Here is a 19,477-nt window from a genome sequence, read left to right on the forward strand (position 1 = left end):
TGCCGCCTCAAGGACTTCCGACGCATCGCCACCCGCTACGACAAGCTCGCCTGCACCTACGCCGCAGCCGTCTGCCTCGCCGCCATCGTCATCTGGTGGTTATGAGTCTGGACCCTAGTCCTTCGCCGCCTCTTCGGCCGAGGCGGTGCGGGCGCCGGCGACCGGCGCCGCCTGGTTCACGGGGGCCTGGGCCACCGTGGCGGGGGCCAGCGGATTGCGCAGCAGGGCCAGGGTCTCGCGCACGTACTTGGCGTGGGTGACGATGCCGATCTCCAGCCGCTCGCTGTTGAGCTCGACCTGCTGGGTGAGCAGGCCGGCGATGAAGCCCGCGCCGGGGACGGCGCCGCCCTGGGTCACGTCGGCCACCTGGGTCAGGCCCTGTGGCGCTCCCCGGGGTTGCTGCGGCCGGCTGACGAACACCGGCCCGCCCGAGTTTCCGGCGAAGACCGCGAAGTCGAGCAGGAAGGTCGGGAAGATGCTGGCCGGGGCGATCGGATAGGAGGCCACGCGGCCGGCGCGCAGGATCGGGAAGCCCGCCTGGTTGGCCGAGAGCCCGCGCGGGAAGCCCAGGGCCATCATCTCGTCGCCGGCGGTCACATGGTACTGGGCGAAGGTGTCGTCGGTGGCCAGGTAGCCCTCAGGGATCGCCGCCTTGGCGAACTCGGGCGGGGCGGTGATGGCGATGGCCGCCACGTCGCGGGTCGGGTGGTGGATCCACAGCGGCCCGCCCTTGTCGTCGCGGATCTTCAGCGGCTGGGGCGAATAGCTCCAGCTCCCGTCGGCGTTGGCCACCCGGTAGCCGATCCGCGCGGTGGCGGCCGGCATCTTCTCCAACACGTGGTTGGCGGTGACCAGGACGACGCGCGGCCGCCCGTCCGCCGTAGGCGCCGAGATGAGGAATCCCGTTCCGACGGTGCGCGTCCCGTCGCCCAGCGGCTGTTCGAGCTGTACCGTCGCGTGGATCAGCTCGACCGCAAGATCCATGACCATGGCGGCCCCGACCTGGATAAGTAGCCCCTCGCGTCTTGTGCGCGATCTCGATGTATTTCGAATGAATCAGACTCTCGGGTCGGCGTCGACCCAACATCCCCGTGAGGGCCTTGCGCCAGAACGACGCGCCGGAGGCGGCTCAGGGCTGTGGTCAGGGCGCGCCCGGCTCCGGCCGAGGCTCGGGCAGCAGAGGCGGCGTGCTGTCCACGAACCGCAGCCAGTTGGCCCAAAGCTGATGCGTCCTCGCCTTGGTGATAGCCGTCATGCAGCTCAGGTTCATCACGACACGGACCGTCCCGCCGCTCCACGAATTGAAGACCGCGCCGCACTCGGCGTCGCGATAGGTCGACCAAGCCTTCTGCGCCTCGTCGAAGCTCTTCACCGCTTCCCGAGCGCCTTCGTCCTCCTCGGCGCTCTCCACCAAGCGCGCCCGGGCGGTCGCGACGTAGCGGACCAGTTCCCGTTCCGCCCGGTCCGAGTAGATGGCCGCGCAGTCGTTCATCCCCTCGGTCGTCATGCCGTCGCAGGAGTCCGGCTTGTCGGAGACCGCCATCAGCATGTCGATCCGCTCGCGGTAGGCGGCCTCCAGGCAGGTCGCGTCCCGGCACGCGTCGCGCCTCTTCAGCCATCGCGCCTGCTCGGCCCTCACCTTGTCCGGCGTGTTCGACCGCTCCAGCGCGCCGTCGAAGGCGCCCGCCAACTGCGAGTCCAGCGTATCGAGGTAGGCGTCGCAGATCAGCTTCTCCACCGCAGTCGCCGCCTTCTTGCAGTCGAGGCCGGCGGCCCGAGCGTCAGCCACGCCGAACGCCAGCGCCGCGAACAGCGCGCAAGCCATCCCCACGGCGATGCGACGACCGATCTGCAATGAGAACACTGCGCCCTCCCTTGGCCGCTTGGAAACGACGCTCGGGTTCACCGCGGGCCAATCTGGTTGAGCTTCACCGGCTTCGGAACACCGGTCGAAACCGAGAAGACCTCCACATGGTCCAGATGACGAGCGGGCATGTTCTCTCCGACATACATGTCATCAGCCGCCGCCTTGGCCCATGCCGTGAGATTGTCTGCGACCGGCTTGGCGCGCGACGGGTCCCGGACGAACAGCGTGAACGTCGGCTGCTTCGCACAACTGCGACCGCTGCCGCCACAGTTGAAGTAAAGGATGGCGGTGGCCACGATCTTCCCGGAGGGTTCGAGCACAACGGCGCCCTTCTCGTCGCACGAATGAGGACGACAGGCGGTGAAGCGATAAAGCTCGCCGATCCTCACCGGATCGTCGGGCGCGCCGCCGAGTACGTTCAGTTGCTGCTCTGCGCGGTCCCCCGAGTAGCTATAGTTGGCCCTGCCGTGCCCCACGAACGCGGTGACCGCCCGCTGAAACGCGCGGTCCCAGAACAGCAGATTGGTGTGCGGGCAGGCCGCGAGATTCTTGAGGCCGCAGTCAGCGCCTGAGGCGAGGGCGGCCAGGGCCGCCAGCGTCACGAGCATCGATCCGCTCCCTACGGCTTGGGCTTGGGCTCGGGAAGCTTGCCCGCCGCAAGCTCCCACTGTCCAGAACAAAGTGAGCACATCCGAAATGCCCGAAGGTCCTTGAGCCCGGCCCGGTCCCGGCGCATCTAGCGGCCATGAGCCTCCCCAAGCCGCCCGCCGCGCCGAAGCGCCCCGTCACCCTCGAACAGCTCGGCCGCACGCGGACCGACGACTACGCCTGGATGAAGGACGAGAACTGGCAGCAGGTGCTGCGCGACCCCGCCGCGCTGCGGGCCGACATCCGCGAGCACCTGACGGCCGAGAACGCCTACACCAAGGCCGTGCTGGCCGGGACCGAGGCGCTGCAGGCCATGCTGTTCGCCGAGATGAAGGGGCGCATCAAGGAGGACGACAGCACCGTCCCCGCCCCGGACGGCGCCTTCGAATACTACGTCCGCTACGAGACTGGCGCCGAGCATCCGATCCACGCCCGCCGGCCGAGAGGCGGCGGCGAAGAGCAGGTGCTGATCGACGAGAGCGAGCTCGCCAAGGGCAAGGCCTATTTCCACGTGGGTCACGCGGGCCACACAAGGGACCACGGCCTCTTCGCCTGGGCCGCCGACGAGCAGGGCAGCGAGTACTACACGATCCGGGTGAAGGACCTTTCGACCGGCCAGGAGGTGGGCGGCGCGATCGAGAGCGCCTACGGCGACTTCACCTTCTCGCCGGACGGTGCGTGGCTGTTCTGGATCTGGCGCGACGAGAACGCCCGGCCCTCGAAGGTCTTCCGCCGGCCCGCGCGCGGCGGCGAGGACGTGCTGGTCTACGAGGAGATGGACGACGGGATGTTCCTGGGCGTCGGGACCACCGCCGACGACGCCTTCATCCTGATCCACGTGGGCAACCAGGAGACCACCGAGCTCTGGCTGATCCCGGCCTCCGAGCCCACGGCCGCACCGGTCGTGGCCGAGCCGCGCCGGACCGGGGTGAAGTACGAGCTGGACCACTGGACCGACCGCTGGGTGATCCGCACCAACGATGACGGCGCGGTGGACTTCAAGCTTTGCGTCTCGGAGGCCGCGGTCCCGGCCAAGGCGACCTGGCGCGACTTCGTGGCCCACGAGCCGGGGCGCTACATTACCGGTTTCGCGGCCTACGCCGGGCGCCTGGTGCGCGCCGAGCGGGTCAATGCGCTGGACCGGCTGGTGGTCATGGACCGCGCGGGCGCAGAGCACGTGGTGGCCTTCGACGAGGAGGCCTATGCCCTGCACCTGGAGACCGGCTTCGAGTACGAGACCACGCTGACCCGCTTCGTCTACCAGTCGCCCACCACGCCCCGGCAGTGGTTCGACTACGACATGGCGAGCCGCCAGCGGACCCTGCGCAAGACACAGGAGATCCCCTCGGGCCACGACCCCGCCCGCTACGTGGCCCGGCGGCTTCATGCCAGGGCGGCCGACGGCGCCGAGGTCCCGATCACCCTGCTGATGCTGAAGGACACGCCGAGGGACGGCTCGGCGCCGGTGCTGCTCTACGGCTACGGCAGCTATGGCCACGCGATGGAGCCCAGCTTCTCGATCCGCAATCTCAGCCTCGTGGACCGGGGCTGGATCTGGGCCGTGGCCCACGTCCGGGGCGGCTCGGACAAGGGTTGGGGCTGGTTCCTGGATGGCCGGCGCGAGAAGAAGGCCAACACCTTCACCGACTTCATCGCCTGCGCCGAGCACCTGATCGCCGAGGGCTATGCGACCAAGGGCCGGATCGCGGCCTACGGCGGCTCGGCCGGGGGGATGCTGATGGGGGCGGTCGCCAACCTGCGGCCCGACCTGTGGGGCGCGATCATCGCCGCCGTGCCCTTCGTGGACGTGCTGAACACCATGAGCGACACGTCCCTGCCGCTGACGCCGCCCGAATGGCCCGAGTGGGGCAACCCCATCGAGGACGCGGACGCCTACGACCGCATAGCCAGCTACAGCCCCTACGACCAGGTCAAGGCCCAGGCCTACCCGCCGGTGCTCGCCACCGGCGGGCTCTCGGACCCCCGCGTCACCTACTGGGAGCCGGCCAAGTGGGTCGCGAAGCTGCGCGACCACACGACCGGCGAGGCCCCGATCCTGCTCAAGATCAACATGGAGGCCGGCCACGGGGGCGCCTCCGGCCGTTTCGACTTCCTGAAGGAGATCGCATTGGATTATGCCTTCGCCATCTGGGCGATCGAGGGGGGCTGGAAGACGGCATGATCATCCGGGCGGCGGAACCGAGAGACGCCGAGGCCTTGGCGGCCATCTACGACCACCACGTCCTGCACGGTTTCGGAAGCTTCGAACTGGAGCCCCCGGGCGTCGCCTGGATGGACGCCAAGCGGCGCGACCTGCAGGCGCTGGGCCTGCCCTTCCTGGTGGCCCAACTGGGCAATCGGGTGCTGGGCTATGCCTACGCCGGGCCGTTCCGGCCGCGCCCCGGATACCGCTACACGGTGGAGGACAGCGTCTATGTGGCCCCCGACGCCATCGGCCGCGGCGTGGGTCGCGCGGTCCTCGCCCGCGTGCTGGACGAATGCACGGAGCTCGGCGTTCGGCAGGTGATCGCGGTGATCGGGGATTCCCGGAACGCGGCGTCCATCGGCCTGCATACGGCGCTGGGCTTCCAACACTCCGGCGTCGGCCGGAGCCTGGGGTTCAAGCACGGCCGCTGGGTCGACATCGTGTGGATGCAGAAGGCCCTGAACGGCGGCGACGCCACCCCGCCCGAAGGCCCGGGCATCCGCCTGAGCTAGATTTTCAGAGGAACCGCGGGCCTCTCTCCTCCCCCGTCGGGGGAGGAGAGCATGGGGACGGCTTCGGCACACCCGCGCCTTGATCTGGCGCATAGACGCTCCCAATGAGGCAGTCTTGATAAAATCAATTTTCCTTATGGCCTCGGAGCGACTACCTGAGGCCCTGCCTTAACTGGGAGTGCAACATGTCTCTGATCAACACCACGGTGAAACCCTTCACGGCGCAGGCCTTCAAGGAAGGCAAGTTCGTCACCGTTTCGGACGCCGATCTGAAGGGCAAGTGGTCGGTCGTCTTCTTCTATCCCGCCGACTTCACCTTCGTGTGCCCGACCGAGCTCGAGGACCTGGCCGACAACTACGCCGAGTTCCAGAAGCTGGGCGTCGAGATCTATTCGGTCTCCACCGACACGCACTTCTCGCACAAGGCCTGGGCCGACACCTCGCCGGCCATCGGCAAGATCAGGTACACCATGGTGGGCGACCCCTCGGGAGTCGTGACCAACAACTTCGGCGTGATGCGCGAGGGCCAGGGCCTGGCCGACCGCGGCACCTTCCTGGTCGATCCGGACGGCGTGATCCAGTTCATGGAGATCACCTCGGAAGGCGTGGGCCGTAACGCCGCCGAGCTGCTGCGCAAGGTCAAGGCCGCCCAGTACGTCCGCAACCACCCCGGCGAAGTCTGCCCGGCCAAGTGGGAAGAAGGCGAGAAGACCCTCGCCCCGTCCCTGGACCTGGTCGGCAAGATCTAAGCGCCCGCCGACGACGACCCCGGCGCCGTCCCTTGAGCGGTCGGCGCCGGGCCTCTCCCCCTCCCCGAACGCTTCGGAGCCCCCATGCTGGACGCCGCCCTGAAGGCCCAACTGAAGGCCTACCTGGAAAACATCCGCCAGCCGGTGGAGCTGGTCGCCTCGCTCGACGACGGCCCGAAGTCGAAGGAGCTGCTGGAGCTCCTGAACGAGATCGCCGAGGCCTCGGACAAGGTCGCCGTGGTCACCGGCGGCGACGATGCGCGCAAGCCCTCGTTCGCCATCACGCGGCCCGGCACGGACGTGTCGGTGCGCTTCGCCGGCATCCCGCTGGGCCACGAGTTCACCTCGCTGGTGCTGACCCTTCTGTGGGTCGGCGGCCATCCGCCCAAGGTGGAGCCCGAGGTCATCGAGCAGGTGAAGGCGCTGGACGGCGACTTCCAGTTCGAGACCTATTTCTCGCTCTCGTGCCAGAACTGCCCCGACGTGGTGCAGGCGCTGAACCTGATGAGCGTTCTGAACCCGAGGATCCGGGCCGTCTCCATCGACGGCGCGCTGTTCCAGGACGAGGTCGAGGCCCGCAAGGTCATGGCCGTCCCCACCGTGCTGCTGAACGGTGAGCCCTTCGCCCAGGGCCGCATGAGCCTGGAGCAGATCCTGGCCAAGCTGGACACCGGCGCCCAGGCCCGCGCGGCCGAGAAGATCAAGGCCAAGGACGCCTTCGACGTGCTGGTGGTGGGCGGCGGCCCGGCCGGCGCGGCGGCGGCCATCTACGCCGCGCGCAAGGGCATCCGCACCGGCCTGGCGGCCGAGCGCTTCGGCGGCCAGGTGCTGGACACCATGGCCATCGAGAACTTCATCTCCGTCCCGCACACCGAAGGCCCCAAGCTGGCGGCTGGCCTTGAGCAGCACGTCAAGGACTACGAGGTCGACGTGATGAACCTCCAGAAGGCGGTGAAGCTGGTCCCGGCCTCGCAGCCCGGTGGCCTCATCACCGTCGAGCTGGAGAACGGCGCGGCGCTGAAGTCCCGGACCGTCATCCTGGCCACCGGCGCCCGCTGGCGGCAGATGAACGTCCCCGGCGAGGACGAATACCGCAACAAGGGCGTGGCCTACTGCCCCCACTGCGACGGCCCGTTGTTCAAGGGCAAGCGCGTGGCGGTGATCGGCGGCGGCAATTCGGGCGTCGAGGCGGCCATCGACCTGGCGGGCATCGTGGCCCACGTCACCCTGATCGAGTTCGACAGCCAGCTCCGCGCCGACGCGGTGCTGCAGCGCAAGCTGGCCAGCCTGCCCAACGTGCGCATCGTCACCTCGGCCCTGACCACCGAGGTCAGGGGCGACGGCCAGAAGGTGACCGGCCTCGTCTACAAGGACCGCAACTCGGACGAGGTGCATAACGTCGACCTGGAGGGAATCTTCGTCCAGATCGGACTCGTGCCCAATACCGAGTGGCTGAAGGACTCCGTCGCGCTCTCGCCCCGCGGCGAGATCGAGACCGACCACCGCGGCCAGACCTCCCTCCCCGGCGTGTTCGCGGCCGGCGACGCGACGACGACGCCCTACAAGCAGATCGTCATCGCCATGGGCGAGGGTTCGAAGGCGGCGCTGTCGGCCTTCGACTACCTCATCCGCCAGCCGGTCCCGGAAGCGGAACAGGCCGCCGCCTGACGTGACGTCAATCCGGCGCCTTCATCGGCGCCGGAAACCCGCATAGGGTCCGCGCCATGTCGGAACCCATGACCTATGCGCGCTACCTCGCGCTGGACGAGCTGCTCGCCGCCCAGAAGCCCAGGAGCGACCGCCACGACGAACTGCTGTTCATCGTCATCCACCAGACCAAGGAGCTGTGGCTCAAGGAGATCATCCACGAGGTCGAACTGGCCAAGCGGCTGATCGTCGAGGGCGACGTGGAGCCCGCCTACAAGGCGCTGGCCCGCGTCTCGCGCATCCAGACCATCATGACCCTCTCGTGGGACGTGCTGGCCACGATGACCCCCGCCGACTACCTGAGCTTCCGCGGCGACCTGGGCACGAGCTCGGGCTTCCAGTCGCACCAGTTCCGGACGCTGGAGTACCTGCTGGGCCTGAAGGACGAGAGCTTCCTGCGCTTCCACGCCGAACGGCCGGACGCGATGGCCCAGCTCAAGGCGGCCCTGGAGGCCCCCAGCCTCTATGACGTGGCCATCGCCCAGCTTCCCCGCCACGGCCTGGCCGTGCCCGAGGCGGTGCTGGACCGCGACTACGCCCAGCCCTACGAACCCTCGCCCGAGGTGGAGGCGGCCTGGCTCGCCGTCTATCGCGACACGGCCAGATACTGGGAGCTCTATCAGCTCGCCGAAAAGCTGGTGGACCTGGACGATGCGCTCGTCACCTGGCGCCACAAGCACGTGCTCACCGTCGAGCGGATCATCGGCGGACGGCCCGGCACGGGCGGCACCGAGGGCGCGGGCTACCTCGCCAACACCCTGAAGCGCCGCTGCTTCCCCGAGCTGTGGTCGCTCAGGACCAGGCTGTGAGCGCGCGCAAGGACCTGTTCTCCCGGGCGCTGGCCGCGGCCCCCGGGCGGCTGCACCTGGCCGCCCACAGCCACCACCTGTGGCCGGACGCGACCTTCGCCGCCCACATGCAGGCGTGGGAGGACGCCGCCTCGCTGGCCGACCGCAAGTGGGACCAGGCGCTGGGCGAGGTCTATCCGGCGGCGCAGGCGCTGGTCGCCCGGGAGCTTTCCCTGCCCTCGCCCGAAAGCGTGGTCTTCGCGCCCAACACCCACACCCTGCTGACGGTGCTGCGCTCGGCGATCGGGCGACGGCCGGCCCGCGTGCTGGCCAGCGACGGGGAGTTCCACTCGTTCCGGCGGCAGGCGGCGCGCTGGGCCGAGGCCGGCGACATCGCGCTGACGCTCATTCCGTCAGAGGCGCCGGACTTCCCCGCGCGGTTCCGGACGGCGGCGCAGGAGGGGGCCTTCGACCTGATCTTCGTCAGCCACGTCTTCTTCAAGACCGGCCGCGTGTTCGAGGACGCCTGGGACCTGGCGGCCCTGTCGCGGCCCGAAGGGCCCTGGGTGGTGGTGGACGGCTACCACGGCTTCCGGGCGGTCCCCACGGACCTGTCGGCCGTGGCCGATCGGGTCTTCTACCTGGCCGGCGGCTACAAGTACGCCATGGCCGGCGAAGGCGCGGCCTTCCTCCACGCCCCGCCGGGATTCGGACCCCGGCCGGAGCTCACCGGCTGGTACGCCGAGTTCGGGGACCTGGAGGGCCCGCCGGGCGGGGTGGGCTATGCCCGCGACGCCGGCCGCTTCCTGGGCGCCACCTTCGACCCCTCAGGGCTCTACCGGTTCACGGCGGCGGGGCGGATGCTGGAGGCCGAGGGCCTGACCACGGCCAAGGTCGCCGACCACGTGGCGGGGCTCCAGCGCCGGCTGGTCGAGGCCCGGCCGCTGCCGGACGCCGAACTGATCAATCCCCTGGACGGGCGGCCGCACGCCCGCTTCCTCGCCTTCCGCCACCCGAAGGCGCAGGCGTGGAAGGCCGCGCTGATGGAGCAGAACGTGGTCGTGGACGTGCGCGACGACGTGCTCAGGATCGGCCTCTCCATCTACCACGACGAGGCGGATATCGACCGCTTCTGTGAGACGTGCCGGGGGCTTTAATCGCCCCAGGGCATGAAGTGCTTGGAGAGCTTGAGGCCCTGGCGCTGATAGTGGGAGCCCAGGTCCCCGTACAGCCGCGTGGGCCGTTCGGTCAGGGGCTCGTAGACCAGCCGGGCGACGGTCTGGCCGTCCTCCAGGATGAAAGGGGTCTCGTGGCTGCGGACCTCGAGCACGCCCTTGGAGCCCTTGCCGTGGGCCTCGTCGGTCCCGAAGCCGGGATCGAAGAAGCCGGCGTAGTGGACCCGGAACTCGCCGACCGACGGATCGATGGGGGTCATCTCGGCGGCTTCCAGGACGGGGATCTCCACCGCCTGCTTCGAGGCCAGGATGTAGAACTCGCCCGGGTCCAGCAGGAGCTGGCCGTTGCGGGGCAGCAGCGGCTCCCAGAAGTCGCGCGGATCGTGGCCGTCCACGTGGTCGAGGTCGACGACGCCCGCGTGGCGCCGTCCCCGGAAGCCCGCCACCTCGCCCGTCAGGTCGACGCCGACGCTTTCCACCCGCAGGCGCGGCGGCTCGCCGGCCTTGAGGCGGAGCTGGTTGAGGCGCGTGCCGGTGCGGACCAGGACCGAGAAGGTCTGGGGGGCGATCTCGATGTAGGTCGGGCCCTTGTAGTGCTCGGCCACGTCGTCGAAGGCCATGCCCCGGTCGGTGTGCAGGCGCACGAAGACGTCCACCCGGCCGGTGGAGCTCTTCGGATTGGCCCGGGCGGAGATGCCGGCCGGCAGGGCCAGCCGCTCCTGCAGTTCGGCGATGTAGACGCAGCCGCGCTCCAGCACCGCGCCCTTGGTCAGGTCCAGCTCGTGCATGGCCACGTCGGCGATGCGCTCGCGCACCGTGTGGCGGCCGGGCAGGAACGAGGCGCGCACGCGCCAGGCCCGGGCGCCGAGCCGGAGGTCCAGGCTGGCCGGCTGGACCTGGTCGGGCTCGAACGGGGAATCGGCCGCGATCGCGCCCTGCGCGATCAGGCCCTCGATGGATTGGCAGGGCAGGATGCCGGGGCGGTCTGTCGCGCTCATGGGCGGCGAAGACTTAGCCGAGAACGGCGATGTGGCAAGCGACAGCTTCACCGCGCGGCGATGAGGAAACCACGAAAGACACGAAAAGCACGAAAGGCGGCCTCCTGAGAGGCCGCGTAGCGGCGACTCCACAAGGATCAAACCACGGAATACACGGACGGCGTCGGCGCTTTCCGTGTCCTTCCGTGTAGTCCGTGGTTCCTTCAAAGGGACGCCGCCGCTGGCGCGGCGGCACGGGCGTGAGCCCTTTCGTGCTTTTCGTGTCTTTCGTGGTTCAGCCATCCCGGTCCACGGCGCGGCAAACCGGCCCTTGACCCGGCTGGCGCGAGGGGGTTCGTGGCCGCAGCTTTTCTGAAGGCCTTGGAGGCGGCGATGGCGGAAGACCCGCACGATTGGGAGCTCGAGACCCAGGCGGTGCGCGGCGGCCTCATGCGCACGCCCCACGGCGAGATCTCGGAAGCCCTCTTCCTCACCCAGAGCTTCGCCTACGACAGCGCCGCGGCGGCCGACCGCCGATTCTCGGGCGAGGAGCCGGGGTTCATCTATCAGCGCTTCGGCAACCCCACGACCGAGATGTTCGAACAGCGGCTGGCGCTGATCGAGGGCGCCGAGGCCTGCAAGGCCACCGCCTCGGGCATGGCCGCCGTGCAGCTCGCCCTGATGGGCCTGGTGCGCGCGGGCGACCACATCGTCGCCGGCCGGGCCCTGTTCGGCTCGTGCCGCTGGATCCTCTCGGAATGGATGCCCAGGTTTGGCGTCGAGACGACCTACGTCGACGCCACCGACCTCGCGGCGTGGAAGGCCGCCGTGCGACCCAACACCAGGGTCTTCCTGGTGGAGAGCCCGGCCAACCCCCTGCTGGAGGTGACCGACATAGCCGCCGTCGCCGAGGTGGCGCACGCGGCCGGCGCCAAGCTGGTGGTGGACAACGTCTTCGCCACGCCGGTCTTCCAGAAGCCGTTGAAGCTGGGCGCCGACGTGGTGGTCTATTCGGCCACCAAGCACATCGACGGCCAGGGCCGGGTGCTGGGGGGCGCGATCCTGGGCTCCGCCGAGCTCATAACCTCGGCCTACAAGGACATGCACCGCCACACCGGCCCGGCGCTGTCGCCCTTCAACGCCTGGGTGCTGCTGAAGGGCCTGGAGACCATGGACCTGCGGGTCCGCCGCCAGACGGACAACGCCGGCAAGGTGGCCGACGCCGTCGCGGCCCACGCCAAGGTGAAGCGCACCGTCTACTGCGGCCGGGCCGACCACCCGCAGGCGGCCGTCATCGCCCGCCAGATGACCGGCGGCGGCAATGTCCTGGCCTTCGACCTGGGCGGGCGCGAGGCGGCGTGGCGGTTCCTGGACGCCCTGGAGATCGTCGACATCTCCAACAACCTGGGCGACGCCAAGTCCATGGCCACCCATCCCTCCACCACGACCCACCGCTCCATGTCGGAGGACGACCGCCAGGCCATCGGCCTGACGCAAGGCTGGGTGCGGATGAGCGTGGGCCTGGAAGGCGCGGGCGACCTCGTGCGCGACGTGACCCGGGCGCTGGACGGCGCCTAGGCCGCCGCGCCCAGGTTCTCGGGCTCCACGGCGTACACGCGCGAGCAGAACTCGCAGGTGACGCGGATCTTGCCGTCGGGCTCGACCATGCCCTCGCGGTCCTCGGCCGGGAACGACTTCAGCACCGTCTCGATGCGGTCCTGCGAGCAGCGGCAGAAGGCGCGCAGCATCTTCGAGCCGAACACCCGCACGCCGTCCTCGTGGAACAGCCGGTAGAGCAGGTGGTTCGAGGACAGCGCCGGGTCGAGCAGTTCGTCCTCGCCGATGGTCTCGAAGAACGCCTGGCTGCGGTCCCACGCCTCGATGGTCGAGCCGCGCGCCTCGTCCTCGGCGATGTACTGGATGAGGAAACCGCCGGCCCGCCAGGCCTCGCCGCCTTCGCCGTTTGCGGTCTGGCCGACGGCCAGGCGCACCCGGGTGGGGGTCTGTTCGGACTGGGCGAAGTACTGCTCGGCGCAGAGCGCCAGCGTCTCGCCCTCGATGGCCGTGATGCCCTGGTAGCGGTCCATGTCGGACCCCTGGTCCACGGTCATGATGAACACGCCGTCGCCCAGGAGCGAGCGGGCGCCGGGGCGCTGGAAGCCATGGCTGGCGGACTCGACCTCGTCGGCGTCGTAGCGGCAGTAGCCCCTGAGGCCGCCCGAGGTGTCGTAGTCGGCGACGACATAGCGCACCGGGCCGGAGCCGCGGGCCTCCACGATCAGGCGGCCGTCGAACTTCAGGTTCGAGCCCACGAGGGCGGCCAGCGCGCAGGCCTCGCCCAGCAGGTTGGCCACCGGTTCGGGATAGTCGTGGCCGCGCAGGATCTCGTCGATCGCCGGGCCCATGCGGGCCACGCGGCCGCGCACCGGCTCGCCATCGATCTGGAACGCGCCGACCAGGTCGTCGGGAACGGAAGGATTGGACATGGGCGCCAATATAGGTTGCGCCGCGCCGGTTGCGAGCGCGGCGCTCCGCCTCAGATGGCCCCGAAGCACCAGGCCAGGATCGACTTCTGGACGTGGAGCCGGTTCTCGGCCTCGTCCCAGACCAGGCTACGGGGCCCGTCGATCACCGAGTCCGTCACCTCCTCGCCCCGGTGAGCCGGCAGGCAGTGGAGGAAGATCGCGTCGTCCGCCGCCTCGTCCATCAGCACGTCGTCCACCTGGTAGGGCTCGAGCGCGTCGAAGCGCTCGTCGTGGTCGGTGTCGCCCATCGAGACCCAGGTGTCGGTGATCACGCAGTCGGCGCCACGCACGGCCTCGCGCGGGTCGTCGATGGCGATGACGTCCCCCTGCTGCTCGGCCGCGCGGGCCAGGTCCACGAGGTCCGGATGGTAGATGGCGGGCGTGGCGATGCGCAGCTTGAAGCCCAGCTTCGGCGCGGCGTGGATGAAGCTGGCGCAGACGTTGTTGCCGTCGCCCACCCAGGCGAAGGTCCGGCCGTGGACCGAGCCGCGATGCTCCTCGAAAGTCATCAGGTCGGCCATGATCTGGCAGGGGTGGCTCTTGTCCGACAGGCCGTTGACCACGGGCACGGCCGACCAGTGGGCGAAGCGCTCGACGTCCTCGTGCGAGTTCGAGCGGATCATCACGGCGTCGACCATCCGCGAGAGCACGCGGGCGGTGTCCTCGATGGGCTCGCCGCGGCCGAGCTGCATGTCGACCGCGTTGGAGATGATCACGTCGCCGCCGAGCTGGCGCATGGCCGCGTCGAACGAGAAGCGCGTCCGGGTGGAGTTCTTCTCGAAGATCATGGCCAGCGTCCGGCCATGGGCCGGACGGTCCTCGTCGGGCTTGCCCTTGGGCCAGCCGATGCGGGCGGCCTTGCGGGCCTTGGCGTCCTCCAGGATCGTCCGCAGCTCGGTTCCGTCGAGCTTCCAGAGATCGATGAAGTGCCGGGGGGCCTGGGCGCTCACGCGGCCGCCTTCGCTTTGGCGCGGGCGGTCTCGCAGGCGCGTTCCAGCTTGCCGATGGCCTCGCGGGCCTCGTCCAGGGTCAGGGTCAGCGGCGGCAGCAGGCGCACGCAGTTGTCGCCGCCGCCGGCGATCAGCAGGTGCTCGTCGCGGGCGTGCTGCATGAACTCGCGGTTGGGCGTGGCGAGCTTGACGCCGATCAGCAGGCCCTTGCCGCGGATATCCACGACCACGTCGGGATAGCGGTCCTTCAGGCCCGAGAGCTGCTGGTTGAAGTAGCCGGCCAGCTCGCGGACGTGGGCCAGCAGCTCGGGCTTCACCAGTTCCTCGACCGAGGCGATGCCGACGGCCATGGCCAGCGGGTTGCCGCCGTAGGTCGAGCCGTGGGAGCCGGGGGTCATGCCCTTGGCCGCCTCGGCGGTGGCCAGGCACGCGCCGACCGGGAAGCCGCCGCCCAGGGCCTTGGCGACCGCCATGATGTCCGGGTCGGCCTCGCCGTCGGCCCACTCATAGGCGAACAGCCTGCCGGTCCGGCCCAGGCCGCACTGGATCTCGTCGTAGATCAGCAGGGTCCCGGTCTCGTCGCAGAGCCGGCGGATCTCCTTGAGCTGGGCTTCGGTCCAATGCCGCGCCCCGCCCTCGCCCTGGACGGGCTCGAGCAGGATGGCCGCCGTGGTCGGGCCGATCAGGGCCTTGAGGCCTTCCAGGTCGCCGAACTTCGCCTGGACGAACCCGGGAAGCGGCGGGCCGAAGCCTTCCACGTAGCTGGGGTTCCCGGCGGCGAAGATGGTGGCGATCGTCCGGCCGTGGAACGAGCCGTCGAAGCCGATGATGTCGATCCGCTCCGCCTGGCCGTTGGCCCAGTGATACTTGCGCGCGGTCTTGATGGCGCACTCGACCGCCTCGGCGCCCGAGTTGGTGAAGAAGGCCACGTCCGCGAAGGTGTTCCGGGTGAGCAGGTCGGCCAGCTTCTCCTGGTTCGGGATCCGGAAGATGTTGGACGTGTGCCAGAGCTTGTCGGCCTGGTCCTTCAGCGCCTGGATCAGCTTGGGGTTGCTGTGGCCCAGGGCGTTCACGGCGATGCCCGCCATGCAGTCCAGGTAGGCGTCCCCCTCGGCCGTGTAGAGTCGCGCGCCCTCGCCTCGCTCGAACGCCAGCGGGGCGCGTGCGTAGACGCCCATGATGTGGTCGCTGGGGACGGGCGCGGCGGCGTGGCTCGCGGTCTTATCGGTCAAGGAAGGAGCCCTCCAAAACGGAAGCGTCCCCGCGCGTTCGCTGCGGGGACCGGAAGGCCTGGCCTTTTCGACCCCGAACGCCGTGATGTCAACGCTTTACGGGCCGGGAAAGGGGGGGGGGCGGCGGCGAGGGGAGCCGCCGCCCGTGACGCCTTGCGAACTTCCGTGGTGTCAGAAGTCTGCCCGGACGCCGAAGAACAGGTACCGCCCCAGGGCGTCGTAGGTCTGGGGATAGGTGTTCCCGCTGCAGGGGCCGGAGGGGCAGTTGTTCACCGCGCCGCCGCCCGAGGAGGCCAGCGGCGGCTCCTTGTCGAAGACGTTGTTGACGCCGAACCGGACGGTCACGTTGTCGCGCACGCTCCAGGTCGCGGCCACGTCGAAGTAGTCGCGGGAGGCCAGCTTGGCGTCGGGCCCGTTGGCGTGGGACGCGCCCGAGAACTCGGAGTCGACGGTCACCGAATCCAGGTGGCGCCAGGTGGTCGACAGGTCGAAGTCCCAGGGCGAGCGCCAGGTCATCCGCGCCTTGTGCCGCCATTCCGGCATCGGAGCCCCGGTCGGGACGGCCGAGCCCGTGCAGACCGAGCCGTAGAGGCCGGCGCAGTCGAAGGGCTCGTCGCCCGGCAGGGTGGTGATCAGATAGTGGTCCAGGAAGGTGCCCTGGAAGGTGAAGGACAGCCCGCCGTAGTTGGCGAGCGCGCTGGTCACGCCGAAGTCGCCGAAGTCGAAGCGGTAGTTGGCCTCGACGTCGATCCCCTCCACCTCCAGGCCGCCCGTGTTGAAGGTGGTGTCGACGACGTAGCCGTTCTGCGACAGCCACAGCGAACCGGTCCCGGGCGCGCGGTGGATGAGGCCGCAGAAGAAGGCGTCGCCGTTCTCGGCGCAGCGCTGGAGGGTCACGTCCTGGCCGATCTGGCCGATCCGGTCCTTCAGCTTGATGTTGAACCAGTCCACCGAGGCCGAGAAGCCGGGAATGAAGGAGGGCGTGACCACCACCCCCACCGAATAGGTGTCCGAGGTCTCGGGATCGAGGTTCGGGTTGCCGCCGATCTGGCCGTTGTACTGGGCGGCCAGGTTCGGGACGATGTTCCCGTACTGGGCCGCCGTGACGCCAGTGCGGGCGCACTGCTCCAGCGTGAGCTCGGGCGCCGCGCCTTCGCAGGGGTCGACGTTGCCGTTGTTGGCGATGACGTTGGTGGCGAAGAGCTCGACGATGTTGGGCGCGCGGACGGCCCGGTTGTAGCTCGCCCGGACCCGCAGGTCCCCCGTCGGCGACCAGTCGCCGGCGAGCTTGTAGGTGTCCGTCGAGAACCCGAGCGAGTAGTCGCTCCAGCGGTAGCCGACTTCCGCCGACAGGTTCTGGAAGAACGGCTTGTTCTGGACGAGCGGGATGCGGGCTTCGCCGAACAGCTCGTAGAGGTCGTAGGAGCCCGCCGTGGACGCCGTGGCGCCGCCCTGGCCTGCGAGGTCGCCGGTCTGGAAGGCGGTGTCGGTGTTCAGGTTCAGGCGCTCGCGCCGGTATTCCGAGCCCACCGCGAAGCCGATGCCGTCGTTGGCCCAGGGCAGCTTCACGCCGTACTGGCCGAGGTCGCCGGTCAGCGAGGCCGACACCACCGTCTGCACGTATTCGCCGTTCTGGAAACCCGGGGTCTGGAGATAGTCCAGCGCGGCCTGTGAGGGCCCGGCGATGCTGAAGATGTCATACGGCACGCAGGCGGGATCGCGGTTGCTCCCGGCGAGCGAGGGCACCGCGGAACGGCAGGCCGGCTGCCCCGTGGCCGGGTCGATCACCACGTCCAGGGCCCGCGCGCTGCGGGCCAGGGAGAAGTCGTTGTAGAAGACCTGCTGGAACTCGACGACGCCGTACTGTCCGTACACGTCGTACTTGAAACCGTTGTCGAGCTGACCGCGCATGCCGATCACGCCGCGGTAGTCGGTGTGGCGCAGGTCGGCGATCCGTCCCCCGCCCTCCAGGTTCCGGCGCAGCACGGCCACCGAAGCCTGCTGGCCCGGCGTGGTCGGGTCGGCGTCGGTGTTCAGGCCGATCGAACCCGGGTTGGCCGGATCGTCGGGAAGCTGGTCGATGGTCGGCGCGCAGAACGCCGTCGCCATGGCCGCCGTCAGGAACGGGTTGCCGTCGCAGTTGATGTTCATGTTCTGGCCGAAGATCCCCGAAGGGGCGATCTGGGCCGACGTGCGGTCGTCCATGAACATGAGCTGGGTGTAGAGTTCTGCCTTCTCGCTGAACTCGTAGTTGGCGAACGCCCCCAGCACGTAGCGGGTGTCCGGCCGCTGGAAGTGGTTGTACGGCGCGAAGTTGAAGGCGTCGCGGTTGCCCACGTAGGGGCGAAGGCCGCGCCCGCCCGGCGCCGCGGGATCCAGGGTCAGGGCCGCGCCCGATCCGCCGCCGACCACGAACTGGGCCGGCGCGGTCGTGCCCGAGCCGCCGCAGGCGAAGCCCGCATAGGCGATCGAGGCGGTCGAGGTCGCGAGGTTGCAGGCGCTGTAGTCGCGGTTGTCCTGGGTGACCGCCTGGACGCTGCGGTAGCCGACATAGGCGGTGACATTGCCCCTGCCGTCCGGCGCGTTGACGCCGACCACCATGTTGAGATCGGTCGTGCCGCCGTCCCAGACGTCCTTCTCCGGAATCGCGAACTGCTCCGGGAACAGGGAGACGGCGGCGCGGCGGCGCAGCATCTCCTGCACGTCGTCGTTGTTGTTGGTGTGCTGGTAGCCCGAGTACTGCGCGTCGAGGCGCACGCCCTCGAAGTTCTTCTGCATGATGAAGTTCACCACGCCGGCCACGGCGTCGGCGCCGTACACGGCCGAGGCGCCGCCGGTGACGACTTCCACGCGCTCGATCAGGGTCGAGGGGATGAAGTTCAGGTCAGGGGCGGTGTTGTTCGGCCCCGCCCCCGGGGTGCCATTCTGAAGCCTTCGGCCGTCGACCAGCACCAGGGTCCGGGCCGGGCCCAGGCCCCGGAGGTCGACGGTGGCGGTGCCGGTCGCCCCGTTGGCGATCATCGCCCCCTGGGCGGCGAACACCTGCGGGAGCTGGTTCACCAGGTCTTCCGTCCGGGTGATGCCCCGCGTGGCGATCTCCTGCGAGCCGACCACGGTCACCGGGCTGGCGCTGGTCAGGTTCGGCTGCGGGATGCGCGAGCCGGTCACCACCACTTCCGAAACCTCGCCGGCCTCCTGAGCCGCCGCCGGACCCGCGGCCATGGCGCCCACGCCGGCCAGGATCGAGGAGGCGAGCAAAAGCTGCCTCGTCTTCGTCACCAACATCGATATTCCCTCCAAGCCCCCGATGGGCGGACAAATACGCCGACGCCCGGAGATCTCCGAGCGACGATAGATCGGGCTTAGGTAGTTGCGGACGGGACGGTCAATAAACTGTCGTCATTACATCCAATATTATCGAAACAATGTCTCATTGCCGACACGGTTACTATGCCGTTATATGATAGTAACTGGATAGTAACTTCATCCGTCGTAACATTATACTTTAAGTTACATCTCGAGCTTGGACACCACGAGACGGGCGGATTACTCCGCCGCGTGGATCGTCGGGGCGTCGCGCCAGAGTTCGAGCTGTCGGGCGAGAAGGCGCAACTGGCGGCGCGAGGCCGCGTCCCCCGCCTCGGCGAGCTCGATCATCCGCCGCACGCTGCGCAGGAGGGGCCCGCCCTCGTCAGGACGGCCGCCCCGGGCCCCGCGCAGCGCCCTGGCCCGCGCCTGGGCGGCCTCGCGCACGCGCACCGGGCGCACCAGGGCGTCGAGGTTGACGAGGAGGCCGTCCGCAGGCCTTCGGGCGATGGCCGCCACCGCCTCAGGCGCCAGGCCGTAGGTGAGGACGGCGTCGGCCTCGGAGGCGTTCTTCTTGACAAGGGCGCGGCTGTGTCCCCGCGAGCGTCCGAGCGCCTCGGCCGAGAGGCGGAGCGCCGCGCGCCGGCCGACGCCCTCCCCGAGGTGCAGCGCAAGCGCGGTCACGGCGATCTGCTTGGCGGCGCACCGCGGCTCGGGCCGCATGAGCTCGTCGTTCCAGGGCGGCGCCAGGCCGTCCAGCTCGCGGTGCAGGGCCTCGGCGCGATCGGTCAGCTTCACGAGCGCGTCGCCGCCGCTTCGGGACTGAGCGGTCATT

General features: G+C 69.5%; 16 protein-coding genes and 1 pseudogene. 8 read left to right on the plus strand and 9 right to left on the minus strand.

What is annotated here, in order from left to right:
- Positions 1-105, plus strand: a pseudogene (locus tag ACK4TT_RS07395) (IS5/IS1182 family transposase); the annotation flags it as partial.
- Positions 106-114: 9 nt separating this feature from the next.
- Here ACK4TT_RS07395 and ACK4TT_RS07400 read toward each other — a convergent pair.
- From ACK4TT_RS07400 to ACK4TT_RS07410, 3 genes are all read right to left on the minus strand, one after another.
- Entirely contained in the window at positions 115-990 is an 876-nt protein-coding gene (locus ACK4TT_RS07400) for a trypsin-like peptidase domain-containing protein (RefSeq protein WP_410212720.1), read from the minus strand.
- Positions 991-1,141: 151 nt separating this feature from the next.
- A complete protein-coding gene (locus ACK4TT_RS07405; protein ID WP_410212721.1) occupies positions 1,142-1,864 on the minus strand; it encodes a lysozyme inhibitor LprI family protein in 723 nt (240 codons plus the stop codon).
- Positions 1,865-1,902: 38 nt separating this feature from the next.
- The gene (locus tag ACK4TT_RS07410; RefSeq protein WP_409634961.1) at positions 1,903-2,475 is read right to left on the minus strand and encodes a hypothetical protein; all 573 of its coding nucleotides are present in this window, start codon (positions 2,473-2,475) and stop codon (positions 1,903-1,905) included.
- 137 nt (positions 2,476-2,612) lie between these two features.
- Here ACK4TT_RS07410 and ACK4TT_RS07415 point away from each other — a divergent pair, with 137 nt between their 5' ends.
- From ACK4TT_RS07415 to ACK4TT_RS07440, 6 genes are all read left to right on the plus strand, one after another.
- The gene (locus ACK4TT_RS07415; RefSeq protein ID WP_410212722.1) at positions 2,613-4,697 is read left to right on the plus strand and encodes a S9 family peptidase; all 2,085 of its coding nucleotides are present in this window, start codon (positions 2,613-2,615) and stop codon (positions 4,695-4,697) included.
- The gene (locus ACK4TT_RS07420; protein WP_410212723.1) at positions 4,694-5,233 is read left to right on the plus strand and encodes an N-acetyltransferase family protein; all 540 of its coding nucleotides are present in this window, start codon (positions 4,694-4,696) and stop codon (positions 5,231-5,233) included. The genes ACK4TT_RS07415 and ACK4TT_RS07420 overlap by 4 nt, the downstream gene beginning before the upstream one ends.
- A 185-nt stretch (positions 5,234-5,418) precedes the next feature.
- Positions 5,419-5,982 carry an alkyl hydroperoxide reductase subunit C gene (gene ahpC, locus ACK4TT_RS07425; RefSeq protein WP_409634969.1) on the plus strand — a complete coding sequence of 188 codons (564 nt, stop codon included), beginning with the start codon at positions 5,419-5,421 and terminating at the stop codon, positions 5,980-5,982.
- A gap of 84 nt (positions 5,983-6,066) precedes the next feature.
- Entirely contained in the window at positions 6,067-7,650 is a 1,584-nt protein-coding gene (gene ahpF, locus ACK4TT_RS07430) for an alkyl hydroperoxide reductase subunit F (RefSeq protein WP_409634972.1), read from the plus strand.
- 56 nt (positions 7,651-7,706) lie between these two features.
- Complete coding sequence (locus ACK4TT_RS07435) at positions 7,707-8,498, plus strand: tryptophan 2,3-dioxygenase (protein ID WP_409634974.1); 792 nt, start codon at positions 7,707-7,709, stop codon at positions 8,496-8,498.
- Entirely contained in the window at positions 8,474-9,634 is a 1,161-nt protein-coding gene (locus ACK4TT_RS07440; RefSeq protein WP_410212724.1) for a class V aminotransferase, read from the plus strand. The genes ACK4TT_RS07435 and ACK4TT_RS07440 overlap by 25 nt, the downstream gene beginning before the upstream one ends.
- Here ACK4TT_RS07440 and ACK4TT_RS07445 read toward each other — a convergent pair.
- Positions 9,631-10,650: a 2'-deoxycytidine 5'-triphosphate deaminase gene (locus ACK4TT_RS07445; protein ID WP_409634979.1), complete on the minus strand. Its 1,020-nt coding sequence runs from the start codon at positions 10,648-10,650 to the stop codon at positions 9,631-9,633. The two genes, ACK4TT_RS07440 and ACK4TT_RS07445, sit on opposite strands and share 4 nt — an antisense overlap.
- Before the next feature lie 372 nt (positions 10,651-11,022).
- Here ACK4TT_RS07445 and metZ point away from each other — a divergent pair, with 372 nt between their 5' ends.
- On the plus strand, positions 11,023-12,207 hold the full coding sequence (gene metZ / locus ACK4TT_RS07450; protein WP_410212725.1) for an O-succinylhomoserine sulfhydrylase: 1,185 nt from the start codon (positions 11,023-11,025) through the stop codon (positions 12,205-12,207).
- On the opposite strand, the gene ACK4TT_RS07455 is transcribed toward metZ, so the two are convergent.
- The 5 genes from ACK4TT_RS07455 to ACK4TT_RS07475 all read right to left on the minus strand — a co-directional run bounded on the left by ACK4TT_RS07455 (position 12,204) and on the right by ACK4TT_RS07475 (position 19,476).
- A complete protein-coding gene (locus tag ACK4TT_RS07455) occupies positions 12,204-13,115 on the minus strand; it encodes an Hsp33 family molecular chaperone (RefSeq protein ID WP_410212726.1) in 912 nt (303 codons plus the stop codon). The genes metZ and ACK4TT_RS07455 overlap by 4 nt on opposite strands.
- Before the next feature lie 50 nt (positions 13,116-13,165).
- On the minus strand, positions 13,166-14,104 hold the full coding sequence (gene argF, locus ACK4TT_RS07460) for an ornithine carbamoyltransferase (RefSeq protein WP_409634988.1): 939 nt from the start codon (positions 14,102-14,104) through the stop codon (positions 13,166-13,168).
- Positions 14,101-15,282 carry an aspartate aminotransferase family protein gene (locus tag ACK4TT_RS07465; protein ID WP_409635546.1) on the minus strand — a complete coding sequence of 394 codons (1,182 nt, stop codon included), beginning with the start codon at positions 15,280-15,282 and terminating at the stop codon, positions 14,101-14,103. The genes argF and ACK4TT_RS07465 overlap by 4 nt, the downstream gene beginning before the upstream one ends.
- Positions 15,283-15,507: 225 nt before the next feature.
- Positions 15,508-18,615: a TonB-dependent receptor plug domain-containing protein gene (locus tag ACK4TT_RS07470; protein WP_410212727.1), complete on the minus strand. Its 3,108-nt coding sequence runs from the start codon at positions 18,613-18,615 to the stop codon at positions 15,508-15,510.
- A 267-nt stretch (positions 18,616-18,882) separates the two neighbouring features.
- Positions 18,883-19,476 (minus strand): hypothetical protein, encoded by a 594-nt coding sequence (locus ACK4TT_RS07475; protein WP_409634994.1) that lies wholly within the window; start codon positions 19,474-19,476, stop codon positions 18,883-18,885.
- Position 19,477: the final 1 nt, after the last annotated feature.

Source organism: Phenylobacterium sp. (genome assembly GCF_046463815.1).
In the GTDB taxonomy this organism is placed as follows: domain Bacteria; phylum Pseudomonadota; class Alphaproteobacteria; order Caulobacterales; family Caulobacteraceae; genus Phenylobacterium.

Excerpts from the sequence above, each read along its gene's own strand:
- ACK4TT_RS07400 (WP_410212720.1), bottom strand. The coding sequence starts at position 990 with ATGGTCATGGATCTTGCGGTCGAGCTGATCCACGCGACGGTACAGCTC.
- ACK4TT_RS07410 (WP_409634961.1), bottom strand. The coding sequence starts at position 2,475 with ATGCTCGTGACGCTGGCGGCCCTGGCCGCCCTCGCCTCAGGCGCTGAC.
- ACK4TT_RS07415 (WP_410212722.1), top strand. The coding sequence starts at position 2,613 with ATGAGCCTCCCCAAGCCGCCCGCCGCGCCGAAGCGCCCCGTCACCCTC.
- ACK4TT_RS07420 (WP_410212723.1), top strand. The coding sequence starts at position 4,694 with ATGATCATCCGGGCGGCGGAACCGAGAGACGCCGAGGCCTTGGCGGCC.
- ahpC (WP_409634969.1), top strand. The coding sequence starts at position 5,419 with ATGTCTCTGATCAACACCACGGTGAAACCCTTCACGGCGCAGGCCTTC.
- ahpF (WP_409634972.1), top strand. The coding sequence starts at position 6,067 with ATGCTGGACGCCGCCCTGAAGGCCCAACTGAAGGCCTACCTGGAAAAC.
- ACK4TT_RS07435 (WP_409634974.1), top strand. The coding sequence starts at position 7,707 with ATGTCGGAACCCATGACCTATGCGCGCTACCTCGCGCTGGACGAGCTG.
- ACK4TT_RS07445 (WP_409634979.1), bottom strand. The coding sequence starts at position 10,650 with ATGAGCGCGACAGACCGCCCCGGCATCCTGCCCTGCCAATCCATCGAG.
- metZ (WP_410212725.1), top strand. The coding sequence starts at position 11,023 with ATGGCGGAAGACCCGCACGATTGGGAGCTCGAGACCCAGGCGGTGCGC.
- ACK4TT_RS07455 (WP_410212726.1), bottom strand. The coding sequence starts at position 13,115 with ATGTCCAATCCTTCCGTTCCCGACGACCTGGTCGGCGCGTTCCAGATC.
- ACK4TT_RS07465 (WP_409635546.1), bottom strand. The coding sequence starts at position 15,282 with ATGGGCGTCTACGCACGCGCCCCGCTGGCGTTCGAGCGAGGCGAGGGC.
- ACK4TT_RS07475 (WP_409634994.1), bottom strand. The coding sequence starts at position 19,476 with ATGACCGCTCAGTCCCGAAGCGGCGGCGACGCGCTCGTGAAGCTGACC.